This window comes from Pseudoalteromonas aquimarina (assembly GCF_049257255.1).
Classification (GTDB): domain Bacteria; phylum Pseudomonadota; class Gammaproteobacteria; order Enterobacterales; family Alteromonadaceae; genus Pseudoalteromonas.
Genome location: NZ_JBMMUG010000003.1, coordinates 519,863 through 539,056 on the forward strand (window position 1 = coordinate 519,863; position 19,194 = coordinate 539,056).

Annotated in this window: 17 protein-coding genes and 1 riboswitch; of the genes, 11 read left to right on the forward strand and 6 right to left on the reverse strand. The window is 40.0% G+C overall.

What is annotated here, in order from left to right:
- The first annotated feature begins 187 nt into the window (after nucleotides 1-187).
- From AAEU29_RS10300 to AAEU29_RS10315, 4 genes are all read left to right on the forward strand, one after another.
- Nucleotides 188-1,399 (forward strand): ABC transporter substrate-binding protein, encoded by a 1,212-nt coding sequence (locus AAEU29_RS10300; RefSeq protein WP_421973243.1) that lies wholly within the window; start codon nucleotides 188-190, stop codon nucleotides 1,397-1,399.
- Between the two features lie 9 nt (nucleotides 1,400-1,408).
- Nucleotides 1,409-4,714, forward strand: a complete 3,306-nt coding sequence (locus tag AAEU29_RS10305; RefSeq protein ID WP_421973244.1) for a response regulator — start codon at nucleotides 1,409-1,411, stop codon at nucleotides 4,712-4,714.
- Between the two features lie 374 nt (nucleotides 4,715-5,088).
- On the forward strand, nucleotides 5,089-5,394 hold the full coding sequence (locus tag AAEU29_RS10310; RefSeq protein WP_421973245.1) for a hypothetical protein: 306 nt from the start codon (nucleotides 5,089-5,091) through the stop codon (nucleotides 5,392-5,394).
- 61 nt (nucleotides 5,395-5,455) lie between these two features.
- Nucleotides 5,456-5,857 (forward strand): hypothetical protein, encoded by a 402-nt coding sequence (locus AAEU29_RS10315; protein WP_421973246.1) that lies wholly within the window; start codon nucleotides 5,456-5,458, stop codon nucleotides 5,855-5,857.
- Between the two features lie 11 nt (nucleotides 5,858-5,868).
- Here the strand turns inward: AAEU29_RS10315 and AAEU29_RS10320 are convergent, their stop codons facing one another.
- Nucleotides 5,869-6,048 (reverse strand): hypothetical protein, encoded by a 180-nt coding sequence (locus tag AAEU29_RS10320; protein WP_421973247.1) that lies wholly within the window; start codon nucleotides 6,046-6,048, stop codon nucleotides 5,869-5,871.
- 203 nt (nucleotides 6,049-6,251) lie between these two features.
- Between AAEU29_RS10320 and AAEU29_RS10325 the strand changes: the two genes are divergently transcribed.
- Nucleotides 6,252-6,641 carry a ribonucleotide reductase subunit alpha gene (locus AAEU29_RS10325; RefSeq protein WP_421973248.1) on the forward strand — a complete coding sequence of 130 codons (390 nt, stop codon included), beginning with the start codon at nucleotides 6,252-6,254 and terminating at the stop codon, nucleotides 6,639-6,641.
- A 70-nt stretch (nucleotides 6,642-6,711) separates the two neighbouring features.
- Here AAEU29_RS10325 and AAEU29_RS10330 read toward each other — a convergent pair whose 3' ends face one another.
- Together AAEU29_RS10330 and ubiT are read right to left on the reverse strand one after the other, a co-directional pair.
- Entirely contained in the window at nucleotides 6,712-7,152 is a 441-nt protein-coding gene (locus AAEU29_RS10330; RefSeq protein WP_421973249.1) for a hemerythrin domain-containing protein, read from the reverse strand.
- A gap of 12 nt (nucleotides 7,153-7,164) precedes the next feature.
- A complete protein-coding gene (ubiT, locus tag AAEU29_RS10335; RefSeq protein WP_421973250.1) occupies nucleotides 7,165-7,632 on the reverse strand; it encodes a ubiquinone anaerobic biosynthesis accessory factor UbiT in 468 nt (155 codons plus the stop codon).
- Between the two features lie 290 nt (nucleotides 7,633-7,922).
- Here ubiT and ubiU point away from each other — a divergent pair, with 290 nt between their 5' ends.
- Genes ubiU through AAEU29_RS10350 form a run of 3 tightly spaced genes read left to right on the forward strand, consistent with a single transcriptional unit; the run spans nucleotide 7,923 to nucleotide 11,039 of the window.
- On the forward strand, nucleotides 7,923-8,918 hold the full coding sequence (gene ubiU / locus AAEU29_RS10340; RefSeq protein ID WP_421973251.1) for a ubiquinone anaerobic biosynthesis protein UbiU: 996 nt from the start codon (nucleotides 7,923-7,925) through the stop codon (nucleotides 8,916-8,918).
- Nucleotides 8,919-8,923: 5 nt separating this feature from the next.
- Complete coding sequence (locus AAEU29_RS10345; protein ID WP_421973252.1) at nucleotides 8,924-9,811, forward strand: U32 family peptidase; 888 nt, start codon at nucleotides 8,924-8,926, stop codon at nucleotides 9,809-9,811.
- A gap of 22 nt (nucleotides 9,812-9,833) precedes the next feature.
- The gene (locus AAEU29_RS10350) at nucleotides 9,834-11,039 is read left to right on the forward strand and encodes an NnrS family protein (RefSeq protein WP_421973253.1); all 1,206 of its coding nucleotides are present in this window, start codon (nucleotides 9,834-9,836) and stop codon (nucleotides 11,037-11,039) included.
- A 17-nt stretch (nucleotides 11,040-11,056) separates the two neighbouring features.
- Here AAEU29_RS10350 and AAEU29_RS10355 read toward each other — a convergent pair whose 3' ends face one another.
- Entirely contained in the window at nucleotides 11,057-12,775 is a 1,719-nt protein-coding gene (locus tag AAEU29_RS10355; RefSeq protein ID WP_421973254.1) for a bifunctional protein-serine/threonine kinase/phosphatase, read from the reverse strand.
- 14 nt (nucleotides 12,776-12,789) lie between these two features.
- The gene (locus AAEU29_RS10360; protein ID WP_421973255.1) at nucleotides 12,790-14,265 is read right to left on the reverse strand and encodes a NarK family nitrate/nitrite MFS transporter; all 1,476 of its coding nucleotides are present in this window, start codon (nucleotides 14,263-14,265) and stop codon (nucleotides 12,790-12,792) included.
- A 303-nt stretch (nucleotides 14,266-14,568) separates the two neighbouring features.
- Here AAEU29_RS10360 and AAEU29_RS10365 point away from each other — a divergent pair, with 303 nt between their 5' ends.
- A complete protein-coding gene (locus tag AAEU29_RS10365; RefSeq protein ID WP_421973256.1) occupies nucleotides 14,569-15,825 on the forward strand; it encodes an MFS transporter in 1,257 nt (418 codons plus the stop codon).
- 1 nt (nucleotide 15,826) lies between these two features.
- Here AAEU29_RS10365 and AAEU29_RS10370 read toward each other — a convergent pair whose 3' ends face one another.
- Nucleotides 15,827-16,573: a molybdopterin-synthase adenylyltransferase MoeB gene (locus tag AAEU29_RS10370; protein ID WP_421973257.1), complete on the reverse strand. Its 747-nt coding sequence runs from the start codon at nucleotides 16,571-16,573 to the stop codon at nucleotides 15,827-15,829.
- A gap of 107 nt (nucleotides 16,574-16,680) precedes the next feature.
- On the opposite strand from AAEU29_RS10370, the gene AAEU29_RS10375 reads away from it, so the two are divergent.
- Both AAEU29_RS10375 and moaA read left to right on the forward strand, forming a co-directional pair.
- On the forward strand, nucleotides 16,681-17,958 hold the full coding sequence (locus AAEU29_RS10375) for an alginate export family protein (protein WP_421973258.1): 1,278 nt from the start codon (nucleotides 16,681-16,683) through the stop codon (nucleotides 17,956-17,958).
- A gap of 141 nt (nucleotides 17,959-18,099) precedes the next feature.
- A riboswitch (molybdenum cofactor riboswitch) is annotated at nucleotides 18,100-18,231 on the forward strand.
- Nucleotides 18,222-19,193, forward strand: a complete 972-nt coding sequence (gene moaA, locus AAEU29_RS10380) for a GTP 3',8-cyclase MoaA (RefSeq protein WP_421973259.1) — start codon at nucleotides 18,222-18,224, stop codon at nucleotides 19,191-19,193. (Overlaps the previous riboswitch by 10 nt.)
- Nucleotide 19,194: the final 1 nt, after the last annotated feature.

Here is a 19,194-nt window from a genome sequence, read left to right on the forward strand (position 1 = left end):
GCCGAGCAGGGTACAGTATATAAACGATTAACGCAATTTAACTGATGTTCTGCAAGGTAAATAGTCAAAGTAGCCGTTTAGTAATGTGATGCAATAATAATTAATAAAATGATGTGGTTATCAATTTCACTAAATTTGCTTTTATTGACTATTGTTTATGTAACGAGATACCAAAAAGACTTTAAAAATGCAGTTGATATACCGAGTTACCCTATTAGCTTTGTTGTTAACATCATTACAAGTAGTTGCTGAAAAACGCGTTTTCAATATTTATCACGATTCTGATTATTCAACGCATGGGCAGTCGGCAAATGCAATGAAAATGGGCTTTATGACCGCGCTTGCTCAACAACAAGCTAACTTCGAAAATATCGAATTTAATTTTATTGAGAAAGATCACCGTGGTAACAGTAATCGCAGTTTACGACATATGAAGCAGTTTTTAGCAGATCCAAATGCCTTATTTGTGCTTGGTGGTTTGCATTCTCCTCCCTACATCAAATACAAAAAATTTATCAGTCAAAACGAAATTTTATTATTAGTCCCGTGGGCTGCTGGTGGCCCTATTACTCGACATGCTGAGCCGGATAATTGGGTATTTCGTTTGTCGGTTGATGATACTAAAGCGGGTTACAGAATCGTAAGCTACGCACAACAACAGCTTAATTGTCAGCGGCCACATATGCTATTGGAACAAACGCCTTGGGGTAAGTCTAATTTCGCAACGATGAGTAAAGCACTAGCACAACAAGGTGAGGCCAATGTTACTTGGTTTAGTTGGAATACCAAGTTGAACAAGGCAAAAATTATGCTGCGAGATATTGCATCAAGCAAAGCGGATTGCCTGTTGTTTGTGGGTAACGCAGTAGAAGGTAAACAATTTGTTGAGGCAATGGCGAGTCTGCCTTCAAGTATACGTATGCCGATTATTAGCCATTGGGGTATCACGGGAGGTGATTTTTTCAATAATGTTAAACAGTATTTGAAAAAAGATGTGGATTTGAGTTTTATTCAGAGCTGTTTTTCACTACGCGATGCACAATCAGAACTTGCAAATCAAGCAACAAAAAATGCAAAAATACTCTTTCCAGAGCAGTTTAAAAACGCAGCAACGTTACCAGCCCCTGCAGGATTTATTCATGCCTATGACCTAGCGAATGTGCTTTTAAATGCGTTAGCTAATATTCCTCTCAATCATGACATAAAAACTACGCGAGCTTTATTACATCAACAACTCGAAAACTTGCAGAAGCCTGTTAAAGGGCTGATAAAAACCTATCAACAGCCATTTACTGTGTGGTCGAGCGATTCTCCAGATGCCCATGAAGCGCTTGGTTTAGAAGACTTATGCATGGCGAAATACATGCCTGATGGCGGCATAAATGTGTTTGAAAATTAAGAGAGTGTAATGAGTAAAGAGACGCGCAAAGCACAGTTATCCGCTAACCACGCTTTTTTGCTTTTTGTATTATTGAGTTTGTTGCTATCGGTATTAGTAAGCGCGGTATTGGTTGGTTACACAACTGATAACAATATGCGTCAATACCACAGTAAAACGGCGCAAACAGAAGCGCAATTAAGTGCGCGTTATGTTCAGCAATTTCTAGAAACACGGTTACAACTTTTACACGACCTTGCTAAGCAACCTATATTAATCAACGGTGTAATGGGCAGTGATGTGTCTAATGCTTCACTTTTCGATTATTTAAATAGTTATCAGCTGGTTGGCAAAAAGCAGCCTATTTGGATTGTAAATATTGCGAATGAATTGATTTACAGTAACAGCATTGAGTCTTCTTTTGAGGCCAATACCGATTGGATAGAAGAGTTACTTTTAGGGCAAAGAAATCACGTTATCACGATTGTTGAACATGACGCAGCCGCTTACTTTTTGCTTGCTGTGCCGATTAAATATAATGGCCTGAGCGAAGGAGTACTCATTGCTAAGTTTGACCGAAGTTTAAATCTACTTTTAGAAGATGTGATTAATAGCGATACCTATGCCGTGACCCTTACGGGAGATTGGCTTGAATTTTCAACTATAGACAACTCGTTAGAATATCAATCAGTTTCGTCTTATTTGCTAGGGGATTCAGGGCTTACGCTCAATTATAAATTTAATAGTCAATTAGTTGAACAAAGAGTCATGAGCGTTATTGGTAAAATAGCCTCTGCTATTGTTGCTAGTTTGGTTATTGCGTGGATTGTGCTTTATCTGATTGGGCACAAATTACTGTTAGACCCCTATCGGCGATTAGCGCAATCGGAGCGTGCCATAAAACAAAGTGAAGAGCGTTTCAAAGTTGCGGTAGAGGGCAGTAATGATGGGCTTTGGGATTGGGATTTAACAAAAGACAGTGTATTTTACTCCCCTCGCTTTAGAGAGTTACTGGGTTATGAGGGTGATGATGAAAAAGCCTTTCCAAGTACATTAGCTAGCTTTGATAAAGCCGTTCATCCAGATGATAAAGCGCGCGTAGACAATTGCGTTGAGCAACATTTACAAAATAACACACCTTACGACATAGAGTACCGGTTGCAAAATAAAGATGGTAGCTATCGCTTTTATCGCGCTAAAGGTACAGCGCTTAGGGATGAGCAAGGTAACCCGACGCGTATGGCGGGATCATTGACAGACATTACCATTCAAAAGCGTGATCAAGATGCATTAAAAGCCGCTAAAGAAAGAAACGATTTGCTTGCTCAAGCTATTGAAGCTTGTAATTTGGGCATCACAATATCCGATGCCAAAGCACCCGATATGCCGCTGATATTCTTAAATAGTGGCTTTACAAAAATTACTGGCTACGGGCAAGAAGTGATAGGGACCAATTGTCGTTTTTTACAAGGCGATAAAACTTCGCAAAAGGCAATAGGGAAAATTCATACTGCGCTCAATGAAAAATCCAAATTGCGTGTGGAATTAGTCAATTACCGTAAGGACGGCAAACAATTTTGGAACAGCTTGCAAATATCACCAGTGATCGATCATAACAAAGAGCTTGTTGCGTTTGTGGGTATTCAACAAGACGTGACAGAAAGAATTGAAACAAACAAAGCACTCGAACAAGCAAAACTGCAAGCTGAGCACGCAAATAAAGCGAAAAGTGAATTTTTAGCATCCATGAGCCATGAAATTCGCACCCCAATGAACGGTGTGTTGGGCATGCTTAATTTATTACAAAATAGCGATCTATCAAAAGAACAACTTCACCGTACAAATGTGGCGATTAGCAGTGCAAATGCGTTACTTAACTTATTAAACGATATCTTAGATTTTTCAAAAATAGATGCTGGAAAACTCGAACTTGAGAGCCTTGAGTTTGATTTGCGCGCTATGCTTGGTGAGTTTGCTGAGGCAGCAGCAATTCAAGCACATCAGAAGAAGCTAGAGCTGGTGCTTGATATTACCAATGTGCATACCAAAACGGTAAAAGGCGATCCAAACCGATTGCGTCAAATTTTACATAACTTAGTTGGTAACGCGATTAAATTTACTGCCCATGGTGAGGTTGTTATCAAAGCGGGGCTGACAGACTATGATGATGCGTTTTTGCAATTGCAATGTGAGATCTCCGATACAGGAATAGGCATTTCTGCACAGCAACAAGAAAAACTATTCAAATCATTTTCTCAAGTTGATGCGTCAACAACACGAAAATACGGCGGTACCGGGCTTGGGCTGGCAATTGTTAAAAAACTATGCAGCTTAATGGACGGTGATATTAGTGTACAAAGCGAGTTTGGCAAGGGCTGCTGCTTTAAGTTTTCAATACTATTGGGCAAAAGCGACTCGTTACAGGCCGTTATTCCAACCGTTGATATTTCAAAATTAACGATTTTGATTGTCGATGACAACAAAACTAATTTAGATGTACTGCGTGGGCAGCTAGAATTTTGGGGAGCCACCGTTATAGAGGCAATTTCAGCAGAGCAAGCAATTGAAGTGTGCGAAGAATATTACGATGTTCATCAAAAATGCTTTGATATTGCCTTTCTAGATATGCAAATGCCCGATGTGGATGGTGCACAACTAGGTCAAATGATTAAACAGCATGCAAATCTTCATGCGACCAAGCTTATCATGATGACGTCAATGAACGATCAAGGGGATGCGAACTTCTTTGCTAATTTGGGCTTCTCTGGTTATTTTCCAAAGCCTGCAACCACATCAGATTTATTAGATGCGTTAGCAATTGTTGTTGACGGTGGTGAAGCACTTAAACAAGCAAACCCACTTGTAACACGGCATTACATTCAAGCGCTACAAACTAAGCACAGTGATAAGCCAATCGCTTGGGATAGCCAAATTCGCATATTATTAGCCGAGGATAATCAGGTAAACCAAATTGTAGCTGAGAGCACGCTAAATAAACTAGGGCTGATGGATGTAACCATTGCTGAAAACGGACAAAATGCCATTTCTACCCTTGCAGCTTGCGATAGTGAAAAGCCATTTACCCTTGTTTTAATGGATTGCCAGATGCCAGAAATGGATGGTTACGATGCTACAAATGCAATTCGAAGGGGCGAAGCTGGCAGCTTTTATCAAAAAGTTCCTATAATCGCCATGACTGCAAATGCCATGGTGGGTGATAAAGAAAAGTGTTTAGCTGCAGGCATGGATGACTACATATCAAAGCCAATTGTTGAAACTAATTTACTCAATAAATTGTTAACCTGGCTACCTCATCAATCACAAGAACCTGAATAGCCGCTAAACTTGGCTCTTGAACTAATATTTTTTAAGATATTGTAAAATAGAACAATCTAGACAAAGCTGAGTTTTTGATTTGCAGGTAATTGAGGCAGTAATATATGAGCAAGGAAAGTAAAAAATATAAAGTACTCGTCGTATGCATGGGTAGAATACCCTTGGAAATCGAGTGCTTTTTTGTCTAATAAAATCAATAATTTACATCGTTAAAATATATTCCCCATAATTCTCCTAAAATTCCCCACAAAAAAATATGTACTCCCCACTCGCTATTATTTGCTCAGTAAAGCTAGATTTCTTAGTTCTTCAACAATAATTTTCATGGTCTGTTCCTAGTTAGATTTGAACTAATAAAAAAAGGAATAAAGAATATGAAACGAATTTCGACCGTTGATTTATTAAAAGCAAACGATGACTTAGGCTCAGCAATTTACATGGCTGAAAATGCATTTTGTGAATTAAATGCAGGAGTCAGTGAACTTACGTATGAGGACATTTGGAAGCGCACTCTAGATCCACATTACAGCCAACATGATGACTTTGAATACGAACTAACCAAACGCTTATTCATCAGTTACCTCACAATATTTGATGAATTAAGGAACACTCCAAATTTAGTTGTAGACCGTGAAAATGATTATTTTGATGAGCAGCTTATTTTAGATTTTTACGACTAACTTAATAATTCCCCCAACGTGTTCCTACTTAATTTGAAAGACATAAAGTAGGAACTTTAAAATGAGCCAAAATCAATTTATCCGTAAATATAAGCGTATTTCTAAATCAAAGTGGGCATCACATGACAAAAGTACAATATTACTATTGGCAGACGTTGTTAATGACACAGGTGGTGAAATAGAACTGGGGTTTACCCGATATATCTATTTACATCGAGATGAGGTGGGCAAGGTACTTGGTATATCGATTTCAAAAGCCATATTTGAGGAGACCGATCTTCATTTTGCAGAACGGTATCTGGAGGGCAATGACATGTTGTTATTGCTACTTACTTATATTGATGAAATTACCGAGTTCTGTGATTTATTTACGGATGAGTTTAAAAGTATTTTCATGCTGCCACCAAAAGAGTATTTTGAAGTAGCAATTCAAGTTTGGTGTGAACAAATTGAAAATGCGTAACTAGAGCGAGCCTATCGGCTCGCTTTTTCACTTTTTGCTCTTAAAATAAAAACAGAGTCTGGAATACCTGTACTATCAGATTTGTTTTTTGTTTCTTTTCTAGCGTCTAAAACGCGTTGCTTCAGCGCTCGTCTTTCTTCATCAGATGGCAGTGTCAGTTTGATACCGCAGAAGTAAGTTTGTGTAGTCATTAGGATGAATATGATTATAGAAAAATGAAATTTAACTTAGCGTGATATAAAAGTCATTTCAAGATTGTTCATCCCATGAACAACTAAACTTTATTTAAAAGACTTATTTACCTGTTTTGAACTTATGATTACCCATTTAGGAGTATTTAAATTCTTAACCAGATCAATACTATTTTCCAAGTATCCCTAACTAGGTTTAAGCTATGATCTCAAAACTTTCAGATTTAGTCGAAATGGCTAATGAACAACCCGATCCACAACGTTTACTTTTCTTGTTTGCAGAAGTAAGCAGTGAGAGTAAAAAAAATAAAAGTCAGCAAAAAGGTACCATTACACCAGTAATGTGTGTAGACAAACTGCCTTCAGATATAAATGCCTTTGATGACTTGGTAAAAGAAGCCGATGAAATTGCGAAAAACTGGGATTTTATGTTTATCGCAAGTTTAAGTGGTGATAAAGGTGAGCCGCCAACCTCTGAAGATGCTGAGCCTTACTTAACTAAGATGACGAATGATGTGATGAGTGGGCAAAATATTGCGCGCTATGTTGTATTTGACCGAAAACATAACCCTGTTGAACTTGTGGCTAGCTAAGACGCTTTTTTAATGAAAAGTTAACACCGATTCCCCATTGAATGCTTGCGTCAATGGGGATTGACAACAGCTAAGCAACTTGGCCCGTTTCCATTATCATAAACATAAGTGAACGCTCTGTTTCAGACGCATTTTGGTCTACCAATGGGTATAATATATTCTCTTCTTTATGGTTATGTTTGGTGAGTAAATTCACTAACTCTTCGAAGAGAACATGGGATTTATTCGGTTCGTCAGTTAAACTATGTTGGATTTGTGATACAAGCTGTAAAATTTCGATATGCTCGTTAGTCATTACATGTGTTGGTCCATGACTAAACTGCGATTTTTTTTCAAAAAATGGAAAAAGTACGCTTTCTTCCCACAAAATATGTTTACGAAGCCCACTCTCAAATGCTTCAAAAAGCCCTATGGCCCGCGTTTTATCATTTTCTAAGTTGCTTTTAAATTGCGCTAAGAGTAAATCTAAGCGCTTGTGATCGGTTTCAAAGTATTCAGTCAGAGTAATCATCTTAGTGGTTCCTTATTCTAGGATCAGTTGACAGTGAGTAATTAGAATTTGATTGAGTTGTTTTGGAAGACGGCTTCTGTCGAAGTTCTCGATTATCCCTTTAACCTCTAAGCTCAATTCTGTATTACCACTTATGACTAGGTCGCGGTTAAAAAAAAGCATGTCAGGGTCAGTCTGTTGTCCTGCAAGTAGTACAAACTTATTGAAACCACCTTTAAACACGGTATCAGCGGTGGATGAGTTTGTAACAACGAATTGATTATTTTCAAGCGTAATAGCAAAACTAAATCGAATATCTGTCACATCAATTTTGATCGATTTGCCAACAAGAAAATCCAGCTCATGATGTTGTCGTTCTTCTCTAAAAACAACGTTGAGTACTTTGGCTATTAATGAGTAGCTAATGTGGTCAGGGATCACATGCAACGAGGCTGCAATTCCAGTAGGCATTGTGTTAACAAGACATTTTATTAACGACATAGTTGTTGGACCTAACATAGGTTGAATCTCACAAAATAAAATTTACATTACCTTGGACATCAAAGAGAAACTTAATCTAAATCAAATTAGTGTATAACAGCGATGAAACTACCTCTTAAGATTTGCCCAGAGTAACCGAGTAGGTAGGTTCACTACCTTCTTTGTTAACCGATAAAAACAAATAGGGGTATTTCATTGATTTGACTATTGTTTATTGACTTAGATCAATTTTACCGTTTGCAAATATACGTACTTTATTGACACTTATGGTTTTAATACAGGTAGCCCCTATGGAGCTCTTATGCCCTGCTGGCAGTTTATCGTCGCTACAAGCGGCGGTTGATGCTGGGGCTGATGCCGTTTATATCGGCTTTAAAGATGAAACGAATGCACGTCATTTTGCCGGGTTAAACTTTAACCCGCGACAGCTTGAAAATGGTATTAACTACATTAAAAAAGCAGGGCGTCGCTTGCATATAGCGATTAATACCTTTGCCCATCCAGGTTCGATTGAAAGGTGGTATCACGCAGTTGATAAAGCTGTCGCGATAGGCGCAGACGTATTAATTATTGCCGATTTAGCGGTTTTAGAATATTGCGCGACACGTTATCCAAATATTGAAGTACATGCCTCGGTTCAAGCCAGTGCAACGAATATCGGGGCAATAAATTATCTAGTTGATAATTTTGCGGTAACGCGGGTGGTGTTACCACGTGTACTTTCGATTCATCACGTCCGAAATTTAGCGCGTCATGTCAAAGTGGAGTTGGAAGTATTCGCTTATGGCAGTTTGTGTATTATGGCTGAAGGGCGCTGTTATTTATCGTCTTATTTTACCGGAGAGTCCCCTAATACTGCAGGTGCATGCTCGCCAGCAAAATATGTTGAATATCAGCAGCAACAGGGCAGGCTCACAACGCTGCTCAATGAGGTGGTGATTGACAGTTTTACTGACAGTGAAAAAGCAGGTTACCCAACGTTATGTAAAGGCCGATTTGATATTGATGGCGAGCGCTATCACGTACTGGAAGAGCCAACCAGCTTAAACAGTATGGCGCTATTACCTGATTTAATGGCAGTAGGAATTGCAGCGATTAAAATTGAAGGACGGCAACGTTCTGCGGCCTATGTGAGTGAAGTAACACGGACTTGGCGTGAAGCGATTGATAACTGCCTTGCCAACCCATCACAGTTTACCCCATCAAGACAAGCAGAAGCGTGTTTATCTGCATTATCTGAAGGTAGCCAAACGACGCTAGGGGCATATCATAAACAATGGAAATAACGGCTATGAGGTATTCATTAGGGCCTATTTCGTATTACTGGCCAAAAAGAAACGTATACGAGTTCTATCAGCAAGCGGCACAAAGTGATGTTGACATTGTTTACCTAGGTGAAACAGTGTGCGCTAAACGACGTGAATTAAAAATGAAAGATTGGCTGACAATCGCAGAACAATTAACTCACGCTGGCAAAGAGGTTGTGCTCTCAACCATGGCGCTGCTCGAAACGCCTTCTGATTACCAGCAATTGAAAAGACTCTGTCAAACGAGCGAATTTAGGATTGAGGCAAACGATCTCGGTGCGATTGCGTTGCTTGAAAAGGCAGGTTTTCCTTTTGTGGTTGGCCCCGCGATCAACTGTTATAACGGAGAAACACTAGCACAGCTACTAGCAAAAGGGATGAAGCGCTGGGTGATGCCAGTGGAACTATCTCGAGATTGGCTCAGCAATATATTAAATTCAACTGCGATCCGTGATAAACGCGATCAGTTTTCGGTTGAAGTATTTAGTTACGGTCACTTACCACTTGCCTATTCAGCACGCTGTTTTACTGCGCGTTCGTTAAATCGCTCAAAAGATCAATGTGAGTTGTGCTGTATTGATTACCCAAATGGGCGTACCGCATTCAGTCAAGATGGCAGTCAGGTGTTTGTGATCAATGGCATTCAAACCCAATCTGGACTTAAATATAACTTAATCAACGAGCAAAGGAGTATGCATGGGCTAGTGGATATTATGCGTATTAGCCCTGAATTAGATAACACATTTGATGTGATCAATCAGTTTGTGCAACAGGCAAAACAGCCACACTATCGAAAGCTAGACAAAACGAAAGAGGTCAATGGTTATTGGCACAATATTGCAGGCTTAACTTTGGCTGGCGAAGCAGGCTGATTATTTACTGGAGGATAAACTAATGCATTTACATTCGGATGGAAAACTCGGCGCAAAGCCGCAAGCTATGACCACAGTGCCACTATTCCGTTTAGCTTTTCGGCCTTTTTTTTGGTTCGCATCGTTATTTAGTGTATTAGCGATCGCACTATGGGCTGGTTTTTTATCGGGCACATTGAATTTTTCGCCGCTGGGGGGCGGACATTTTTGGCATATTCATGAAATGCTATTTGGCTTTACCAGTGCAATTGTTGTTGGCTTTTTACTTACCGCTGTACAAACTTGGACAGGCAAGCCAAGTATTAAGGGCTATAGCTTGATGGGGTTGTTCGGTTTATGGGCTTTGGCGCGGGTGTTACTCATCTTTACACCGCCTGAACTTGAAACTGTTAGCATCGGAATAGACCTGATTTTTCTACCCTTGGCCGCATTTTTCCTCGCTCGCCCTATTATTTTGGTAAAGCAATGGCGCAATATTATGTTTGTACCGATTTTACTAATTATGGCTGTGCTTAACGCAGTGATGTATTTGTCATTGTATGGTGTTATTGCAATAAGCTATAGCGCAATCAGTCATATGATGGTACTGATGGTAAGTTTAGTGATGTGCATTATCGGCGGCCGTGTCTTTCCAATGTTTACGGCAAATGGTACTCGTACAGAAAAAGTTGCGGCTATACCACTTTTAGAAACCCTTTCAATTATGAGTATTGTGTTAGTTATTTTCTCACATGCGTTTGTTTTATCATCAGAAGTAAAGGGTTTTCTACATATTTTCGCAGCCACAATTAACTTTATTCGCGCCTTGCGCTGGCGCATCTGGGTAACGTTTACGACGCCGTTAGTGTGGCCCTTACACCTCAGTTATTGGTTTATGTGTTTTGGACTGTTGGGGGTTGGTTTAGTTGAGCTAGGTCTAAATACTTCAATATCCTTGGCCTATCATAGCATCACCGTCGGTGGAATTGGATTAATGGTTTTGGCTATGATCTCACGAGTTTCGCTTGGTCATACGGGACGTATGATCCAAGTTGGCAGAGTAATGTCATTTGCATTTATGATATTTGTGATAGGTGTTGTGTGGCGCGTAATGTTCCCATTGTTTTGGCAACATTATCAAATGAATCTAATATTTTCAGCCATTATCTGGATCATTAGTTACGGGTTATTTGTGATTAAATATGCAAAGGTACTCTTCTCAGCGCGTATTGATGGCCGGGATGGTTAAGGACTAGAGACAGTCTCTTATTTTTGTGAGAATAAAATAATAACGATAATCAGCATCAGTACCCAAAAACCAGATAGAATTTGCCAAAACAACAGTTTTGATGAGTCTTTTTGGATTTTTGGGTCGTCGAATAAAAACTTTGCATTGGGTTCACGCAAGTCAGCTAATAAGTTCTCAATGGTGCCATAGCGTTCCAGTGGTTCAAATTTAACACCTTTTTCCAGTGCGCGATCGAACCAAATCGGGATCATCGGATTGTGCTCAGTAATACTGGTATAACGCAGGCGATCAAAGTCAAAGCGTGATTGGCATTCTTCAATCTCTTTACCGTAAGGCAAGGCAAGACTAAAAGTTTCATAACAAATGGTTGCAAGGGCGTAGACGTCACCTTGTACCCCTGTATTTTGACCAAACAGATAATTGGGATCGGAATAGGTTGCTGTGCCCAGTGCCCCTTGATGTTGAATAGGGGAGTATATTTCGGCGACACCAGCCACGAATACAGAACCAAAATCTACAATCTTAATTTGGTTGTTTGGCATGACTAAAATATTGCCGGGCTTTAAATCTTGGTGCACTGTTTCTTTGTTGTGAAACGCCATCAGACCTTGGCCTATTTGTTCGATTAGGGAAAATTTCACACTGGCTTTGGCATCACGGTTTTTGATTATCCAATCATCAAGCCCGACCCCTTCAATATATTCCATAAGGTAGTAAAGAAAAGTCCGTTTGCGATTTTGTTTGATTACGTTAACCACATAATCACTGTCGATTCTAAGTCCAATCCACTCCTCTTGAATAAACCGATCAATGTAGTGGGTGTCGTCTTCAAAATTTATGGAGGGGGTTTTCATAACTAACTCAACCCCAGTATGGTTATCTGTTACTAAATATAGCTGGCTTCTACTTGAAGCAAAGAGCTCTTTTTTAATGGTAAAACCATCAAGTTGATACCCTGGTTCTAATGTTGGAGGGAAGGGAAGTCGTGTTAATTTCGTATTGTAATCATCTAGAGTTTGTTTCGGTAATTGATCGATACGGATCACAATACAACTTAAATTATCATCACTGCCATTCTCAAGTGCTAAGCTGATAAGTTGATCTGCACTTTGTTGGAAATTAGGGTGTTTTGCGAAATAGTGTGGCCATATGTTTGGGTCGAGAAAGTCGTGCACACCATCTGAGGTTAGTACTAAATAATCACCTTCTTCTAATGCATACTTACGATAATCGATCGTCAGGTTGTTATCCATACCAAGCGCCCTTGCAAGCGAGCTTTTTTCTCCCATAAAAGCAACATGGTCTTGGCTAAGTTGGGTAATATTACTCCCGCGGATATGGTAAATGCGTGAGTCGCCAACATGAAACAGGTGTGCTGTCATCGATTTAATAATGACACCACTAAAGGTACTTAGAAACCCCTTAAGTTCAGTATGGAAAGCATGGCTTTTTTTATATAAATTGAGGTTGATACTGGTCAGTATTTTTTGGCCACATTGCCCTACTGACCAGGTATCGGGTGTTTGATAATAATCTGCTATAAATTGTGTTACAGCATAATAGCTGGCTTCCTTGCCTGCTTCAGCAGTGCTGACACCGTCAGCCAACACTGCTGTTATACCTTTATACTGAATACTATGTTGATGTTCTGGCACGTGGCTTTCTATGGCATCTTCATTAATTGATTTAATGCCTTGATTACAACTTGAAGCAATCGTGACCTTTAACTGAGACATTGTATTCCTTGTTGTTAACCTACATCGATTAAATGTACTGAGCCATCAGGCATCACTTCAGCAATTTGCCCTTTTGGTTCATCCAATAACATCGCGATGAAGAAAATGATCAGTGCTGAACAGCCTATCACTAAAAAGAAGGTACTGTAATCAACAAATGATAGTACGGTTAAGTATGTCACTGCGCCAACATTACCGTAAGCACCAGCCATACCTGCTATCTGTCCTGTCATACGACGTTTAACTAACGGTACGATAGCAAATACAGCGCCTTCACCCGCTTGCACAAAGAATGAACAAGCCATGGTCGCTGCAACAGCCAGCGGGATCCACCAAGTGCCATCAACATTACTTAGGATAAAGTAACCAACGGCTAAACCAGCAATCAGGATCATTAAGCTCTTACGTCGACCAACTTTATCTGATAACCAGCCTCCTGTAGGGCGTGCTACTAGGTTCATAAACGCAAAACCGGATGCGAGTAAACCCGCTTTAACAGGATCTAAGCCTTCAAATGTTTCTAAGAAAAAAAGCGGTAACATAGAAACAACAGCCAGTTCAGAACCAAAGGTAACAAAGTATGATAGGTCTAAAATAGCAACTTGCTTAAAGTTATATTTTTCAAGTTCAGGTACACCTTGTGTCAGATTTTCTTTATTAACTTGCCAAATTGCGTGAACTTGGAATATATACAGTGCAACTAGCCCAGCCCAAATACCGTACATCGCAGTTTCACTAAACAGGTTTACTCCGGTTGGTGATAATTTCCAAGCAAGAACTGCAAGCGCAGCATACATTGGAATATTCATAAATAAATAAAGATAAAAATCTTTCCAGCTCGTGACTTCAAGACCACCTGCTTTTTTAGGTTTAAAATAAGTTGAGCCTTTAGGTGTATTTTGTGCAACAAAGAAATAGAAAACGCCGTATAAACCAGCAATGACACCTGTGGTACCTAATGCATAACGCCAACCATCATCGCCACCATAAAACATAGCAAGAGTAGGTAAAGTCATTGCCGCAGCAGCTGAACCAAAATTACCCCAACCACCATAAATGCCTTCTGCAACCCCAACTTGTTTTGCTGGGAACCATTCTCCAACCATGCGAATACCAATAACAAAGCCGGCACCGACAAAGCCGAGTAAAAAGCGAAATAGGGCTAATTGTTCATAGCTGTTTGCGGTCGCAAAGGTGATACATAAACCTGATGAGGCCACAAGTAAACTGGAGTAGACCATTCGTGGGCCAAACTTATCCACCAAAATCCCGATGACTATGCGGGCTGGAATGGTGAGGGCAACGTTTAAAATTAGTAATGCTTTAATTTGCGCAGACGATAAATCAAAGGCTTCTTTTATAAAGACCATCAGTGGTGCGTGCGAAAACCACACCACAAAGGTCAAGAAAAAAGCAAACCAAGTGATATGCAGTGTTTTTATTTTTGGGTCGCCAAAGTTGAGCAACCGGATTTTACCTGAGTCGGTCATTATTCTACTCCTGACTGAGTGCAGTCGTTTTATTAACTGCCATATTTGTAATGTAGTTAGAGTTTTAAACCTTGATATATATCAAACCATAAGTGTTGAAAAATACGCTGTTTAGCGGGGTATACCGCTTTGTGGGTAGTACTGCCTTGAAAATTAATTTTATATATCAATTGGTTATACTTTTTTGTTAGTGTTTTGAACGTCAGCGAGAGTAGGCTGGAAATGAGTGAGTAGTGACAAAGTTGTGAAAGCTTGTTGTTATACTTAAATTGGACTCGACAATATTTAGAATGTGGACATAAAATGCAAGCTTTTTTGGCTAAACGTGCGCTTTGGGCTGTAACCTTGGCATTTGCTGCCAATTTTTCAGTGTGGACCTTGTATGCTGTATTAGGTGTCAATATTCGTAGCGAACTAATGCTGTCAGCAACAGAATTTGGTTTATTACTTGCTGCGCCGATATTTAGTGGCGCGATTTTACGTTGGCCTGTGGGTTACCTTGTTGAAAATAACAATTGTAAGTCATTATTTATTTGGCAAATGCTACTTATCATACCCGCATTATTGTTGTTGCCTAAGGCATCGAGCTACTTAGAGTATTTACTGATTGGGCTTTGGCTTGGGCTATCAGGCGTATCGTTTACCATTGGCATTCGTTATGTAACAGATTGGTTTGAAACTAAGTATCAGGGCACTGCTATGGGGGTGTTTGGCGCTGGTAATGCGGGAGCGGCCATAACCTTAGCGCTTGTACCATGTATTGTGAGCTATTTAGGTTGGGAGTTTGTTGGTTATTGTTACGCTTTCGGTATGTTACTAATCACACTTGCATTCGCTTTAATTGCGCCGAAATCAAATCGATTTATCTCAGATTTTCAGTCAGTTAAGAAAGTTAATCCATTAACTAGCCTGCAAGTATGGCGCTTTGGCTTATATTATTATTTCGTTTTTGGTAGCTTTCTTGCGCTCATTTTATGGTTACCGCAATATTATATGCAGGCATATAGCACCAGCTTTACAACAGCAATGAATTTAACCTTACTGTTTACTTTTGTATCGAGTTTAGTACGTGCACTTGGCGGGTGGTTTGCTGATTTATACGGTGCAAGGGCTGTGAATTGGAGTGTGTTTTGGATTTGTCTGGTGTGTTTGTTCTTTTTAAGTTATCCGCCCACTACGATGACTATACATGGTATGAAAGGTGATGTTGAACTCAATATCGAGGTGAACATCTATTTATTTACGGGGTTAATTTTAATCATTGGCATTGCACAAGGGTTTGGTAGGGCATCGGTTTACAAAATAATTCAAAATTATTACCCCACACAAATGGGGCAAGTTGGCGGTTTTGTTGCATTTATTGGTGCTACTGGCGGCTGTACTTTACCTATTTTGTTTGGCTTAGCTGATGATTTAGTGGGAGTGTATAGCGCGAGCTTTATGCTGTTATATGGCGTACTCGCCTGTTGTATGATTGTGATGCATTCGGCACAAAAATCGGTGCTAAAGGCAAAGCGCCTTCAGCATGCGATTGATACTAACTTTTTACATGATAAATAAACTAGCCGCAGATTTGGCAGTTGTTAACCGGTTTAAAGGAAAACTCTTTGTTTAGAGATGTTTTGCCATCGAACAGCGCTAACCGACCAACAAGTGTTTCGCCAATACCTGTTAATAGCTTAATTGCTTCCATTGCTTGATACGCACCGATCACTCCCACAAGTGGCGATAATATGCCTGATTCGACACAGGTTAATTGCTGCTCACCAAAACGCTGGCTAAGGCAGTGGTAACAAGGCGTATTAGGTTGCCAGTTAAAACTAGTTACTTGCCCTTCAAAGCGGATTGCAGCTCCAGATACGAAAGGCACCTTGTGGTGATAGCATAAAGCATTAATTTGCTCACGTGTGTTGAGATTATCGGTGCAATCGAGCACTAAGTCATGTGCTTCTATTAATGCGCTTAACGCGCTGTCGTCGAGCTTTTGCTCAATAGCAGTGACATCACATTCACTGTTTATGTTCGCGATGTATTGTTGTGCCGACAGCGCTTTATTGATGCCAATTTTATCTTCAGTATGGATGATTTGTCTTTGTAAATTGCTGAGTTCAATCGTATCGAAATCAATTAGAGTGAGTGCGCCAACACCTGCACTTGCTAGGTACGGAGCAGCACTGCTACCAAGGCCACCTAAGCCGATAATCATAACCTGACTATTTAAGAGTTTCTCTTGTCCAGCATAATCAAATTCAGGCATGAGTATATGCCTGCAATATCTAAGAGATTGTACGTCTGTTAATTGCTTCATAAATGACACCTTTAAGTTATGGGAACAGGTTATATCCCTTCTGTGAGATGAGCTCAATACTTCCTTGTGGGTAGCGAGTTTTATATGGGAGTAGCTGGAGGCAAAGCTTGATTTTAATCAAAAAAACAATTCAGCAAGGGCGTATGGTGGCGCTAAAACATCAACAAACACATTCAGGTGAAAAGATGAAAAAAGCAATGTTTACGCTGACAAAATTAGCAATGGCACTTTCGGGCATTTTTGTAATGCAAACCGCAGCAGCAGAACAAGCAAGCAGGGTTATGGATGCTGTGGCAGATGGCCAAGTAAAAGTGAATATGCGTTATCGCTATGAGTTCGTTGACCAAGATGGCATCGATAAGAATGCAAATGCATCGACTCTACGTACGCGATTGACCTATAACACGCAGGCATATCAAAACTTTAGTTTGATTGCAGAATTTGACAATGTCTCTTATATCGGGAACGACAATTTTAATAGTACAGCAAATGGTAAGGGCGAATATCCTGTAGTGGCTGATCCTAAAGGCACAGATGTTAATCAAATCGCTTTAAAATACCGCAATGCTGGTTTAAGTGCCGATTTAGGCCGTCAACGTATTGTGCAAGATGGGCAGCGTTTTATTGGCGGTGTGGCCTGGCGTCAAAACGAGCAAACCTTTGATGGTGTAAGGTTAGCTTACGAATTTAATAATAAAATGAAGATCGATTACGCTTATATTCACAACGTGAATCGTATTTTTGGGCCTGAAGGGGCAAAAGCAGATTTAAAAGGTGATATTCATTTAGTGCATGGCTTCTTGCCAATCAATGAGAGTCACAAAATAACGACATTTCTTTATGAGATGGATTTTCGTGATGCTTTAGCGTTATCAAATCAAACGCTCGGTGTTGATTATAATGGTGTGATTGCTGGCATAAAATTACATGCAAGCTATGCAACACAAACCGACACCGGTGATAGCCCACTTGACTACAGCACAGATTACTTAGCATTAGATGCTACTTATAAATTTTCTAAGGTGGCCTTCACAGCAGGCTTTGAGTCACTGGGCAGCGATAATAGCGTTGGTTTTCAAACACCTTTGGCAACGTTACACAAGTTTCAAGGTTTTGCCGATAAATTCTTGAGCACACCCAAAAATGGAATTAACGACCTTTATGTAAAAGTCGCTGGTAAAGTTAGTGGTGTGGCGCTCAGTGCAACCTATCATATTTTCGATTCTGCAGAGCAGAGCATTGATTATGGCTCTGAACTTGACTTAACCGCTAAGTATAAATTTAACAAGCGTGTATTAGGGCTATTAAAATATGCTCATTACTCAGCGGATGAGCATGCCAGTGATACTTCAAAAGTATGGGCTATGGTCAACGTTAATTTCTAAAACTATAAAGAATCCACTCCCAGAGCCGGCTTAGGTCGGCTTTTTTATTGGTGGCCTACCCCTAATTAGGTAGTGTTATAGCTGATCTCTACTAACTCAGTTGTATGGTTTTAAGCAGCCTATAACGGCACAATTTAGACAGCTTTAAAGCAACTCCGAGCTTAATTTCCTTCGACTAAATTTCATGGATTTTAAGCCGTGGCTAAGCCACCAGGGTATAGTAAGAAATTGCTATGCCTCCCGTATTTGGAAAGGTGTTGACTATGTTACAAGACGCGCACGGACGTGAATTTAGCTATTTGCGTTTGTCAATCACAGATGTATGTAATTACCGTTGCAATTATTGCTTACCTGATGGTTATCAGTGTGAGAGTAAGCAGCAGCACTTGTCGCTGGATGAAATTAAAACGCTGGTGTCAGCGTTTGCACGCAATGGTATAGAAAAGGTTCGTATTACCGGTGGGGAGCCTAGTTTACGTCGTGATCTCTGTGACATTATTACTGTTATCAAAAATACGCCAGGCATTAAAAAAGTGGCGTTAACCACCAACGCGCATCAGCTCGATCGTAAAGTGAAAGCGTGGGCCGATGCTGGCTTAGATGCCCTTAATGTGAGCTGCGATAGCTTCGATGGTAGAATGCTAAAAGCCATTATCGGCAGAAATAACCTGACAGAATTACTCAATGGTTTAGCTATTGCGCAAACAACTACAATCAGTTCAATCAAAATCAATACGGTGCTATTAAAGCAATATAACTTCTCGCAAATTCAAGATTTAATTGCATGGGTGAAAGACAAACCGATTTCGTTACGCTTTATTGAATTGATGCAAACGCTCGATAATAAAGCTTATTTTGAGAAAAACCATGTAAGTGCTCAGCACGTTGCAGATATATTAACTGCACAAGGGTGGCAAGCGATTAAACGTTCGAAAAGTGCGGGCCCGGCAAAAGAGTTTTTTCACTCAGATTCTTTGGGTAAGGTGGGTTTTATTGCCCCATATTCAAAAGATTTCTGTCAGAGCTGCAACCGCTTGCGTATTTCATCATTAGGTAAACTGCATTTATGCTTATTTGGTGAGGCAGGTCATGACCTGAGACCATTACTTGCTGAGGACAAACAACATCAATTAGATGGTTGCATTGCTGCCTTGCTAAACGATAAACCGGTAAGCCATTTTTTACAGCAAGGTATTTCTGGCTGCACATCAGAGCTTGCGATGCTGGGAGGTTAGT

Excerpts from the sequence above, each read along its gene's own strand:
- AAEU29_RS10300 (WP_421973243.1), top strand. The coding sequence starts at position 188 with ATGCAGTTGATATACCGAGTTACCCTATTAGCTTTGTTGTTAACATCA.
- AAEU29_RS10305 (WP_421973244.1), top strand. The coding sequence starts at position 1,409 with ATGAGTAAAGAGACGCGCAAAGCACAGTTATCCGCTAACCACGCTTTT.
- AAEU29_RS10310 (WP_421973245.1), top strand. The coding sequence starts at position 5,089 with ATGAAACGAATTTCGACCGTTGATTTATTAAAAGCAAACGATGACTTA.
- AAEU29_RS10315 (WP_421973246.1), top strand. The coding sequence starts at position 5,456 with ATGAGCCAAAATCAATTTATCCGTAAATATAAGCGTATTTCTAAATCA.
- AAEU29_RS10320 (WP_421973247.1), bottom strand. The coding sequence starts at position 6,048 with ATGACTACACAAACTTACTTCTGCGGTATCAAACTGACACTGCCATCT.
- AAEU29_RS10325 (WP_421973248.1), top strand. The coding sequence starts at position 6,252 with ATGATCTCAAAACTTTCAGATTTAGTCGAAATGGCTAATGAACAACCC.
- AAEU29_RS10330 (WP_421973249.1), bottom strand. The coding sequence starts at position 7,152 with ATGATTACTCTGACTGAATACTTTGAAACCGATCACAAGCGCTTAGAT.
- ubiT (WP_421973250.1), bottom strand. The coding sequence starts at position 7,632 with ATGTCGTTAATAAAATGTCTTGTTAACACAATGCCTACTGGAATTGCA.
- ubiU (WP_421973251.1), top strand. The coding sequence starts at position 7,923 with ATGGAGCTCTTATGCCCTGCTGGCAGTTTATCGTCGCTACAAGCGGCG.
- AAEU29_RS10345 (WP_421973252.1), top strand. The coding sequence starts at position 8,924 with ATGAGGTATTCATTAGGGCCTATTTCGTATTACTGGCCAAAAAGAAAC.
- AAEU29_RS10350 (WP_421973253.1), top strand. The coding sequence starts at position 9,834 with ATGCATTTACATTCGGATGGAAAACTCGGCGCAAAGCCGCAAGCTATG.
- AAEU29_RS10355 (WP_421973254.1), bottom strand. The coding sequence starts at position 12,775 with ATGTCTCAGTTAAAGGTCACGATTGCTTCAAGTTGTAATCAAGGCATT.
- AAEU29_RS10360 (WP_421973255.1), bottom strand. The coding sequence starts at position 14,265 with ATGACCGACTCAGGTAAAATCCGGTTGCTCAACTTTGGCGACCCAAAA.
- AAEU29_RS10365 (WP_421973256.1), top strand. The coding sequence starts at position 14,569 with ATGCAAGCTTTTTTGGCTAAACGTGCGCTTTGGGCTGTAACCTTGGCA.
- AAEU29_RS10370 (WP_421973257.1), bottom strand. The coding sequence starts at position 16,573 with ATGAAGCAATTAACAGACGTACAATCTCTTAGATATTGCAGGCATATA.
- moaA (WP_421973259.1), top strand. The coding sequence starts at position 18,222 with ATGTTACAAGACGCGCACGGACGTGAATTTAGCTATTTGCGTTTGTCA.